Source organism: bacterium endosymbiont of Bathymodiolus sp. 5 South (assembly GCF_900128535.1).
In the GTDB taxonomy this organism is placed as follows: Bacteria; Pseudomonadota; Gammaproteobacteria; order PS1; family Pseudothioglobaceae; genus Thiodubiliella.
This window is the reverse complement of sequence record NZ_FQTR01000389.1, coordinates 1-980: the sequence shown is the minus strand read 5'-3', so window position 1 is coordinate 980 and position 980 is coordinate 1. Positions and strand designations below refer to the sequence as shown.

Annotated in this window: 1 pseudogene; it reads right to left on the bottom strand. The window is 34.5% G+C overall.

The window, feature by feature from the left end:
• Positions 1-205 precede the first annotated feature (205 nt).
• Positions 206-980: pseudogene (locus tag BBROOKSOX_RS11700) on the bottom strand (hypothetical protein); the annotation flags it as partial.

Below are 980 nucleotides of genomic sequence, written 5' to 3'. Positions count from 1 at the left end.
AGACTGTCCAATTAATAGTGTTGGCTAGTTGTATTAAAGGGTCTTTGACATCTAATTGAGAAAAGAGCTCTGAATGAAAAAGATTTGATTGGGTGGATATTGGGCTGGATTTAGTTAACATTTTTTTTAAGCAAAACGACCAAGAAATAAGAGGTATTTTAGCAAAAGTTGGTTGATTTGTCTATGGTTATTGTTGGTTTTATTGTTATAAATCAATTTGTTGTGTGGTTTTTAAGGGTTGACTAGTTATATAACGACTACCTTTCTTATAAACAGCTTGCCCATGAGATGTTTCTTTAATCTTCTTAAATCCAAGTTTTTCAGCGGCTTTTGTTGTCTCTTTTGTTGTTTTATAGTATGCTTCTTTTTTCTTAACCAAGCCCTTGGTAGCTTCTTTTCTTACTTTTGTTTTAGCGCCTTTAACAACCCTAGTCTTCTTGCTATTAAAATTAGTCCCAACAACTAAATCCAAAATAGCCAAAGCATCATCAACACCTATTTTTTCATCTACCAAGGTAGTTAAATCATCAGCAATATCAATACCCTCGTCTTTAAATATCTTTTTAAGTTTTTCTTTAGTAAGTTTGCCTTTTATTTTTCTAATCTTATTGGTTATTTTTGCCCCAGTAGTTACTACTTTGAAAACAGAATCTTCCCCCTTACTCTTATCAATCCTTGCATAATCCTGATTGTTGTTATCAACAAGCTTTTGATTTCTCTGTATTTCTGCTGGTGTGTTGCCTAAGTTGTTATTGTTGGTATCTGCTAAGCTACCATCGCCATAGTTTTCTGAGGCGAATTCAACATAATCGCTAAAGTCGTCTCCATAGTTTTGGGCATAGATTTCATTATCTGCTTTACTTGTGTTGTTCTGTGGGTTGGTGTTGATACTTGGGTCTTGGTTGTCTATCGCATGGCTGGTTTCATGTCCTAGGGTGGTTGCTAAATCTTTGGTGTTGTTAAGGTTGGTATCATTTAGG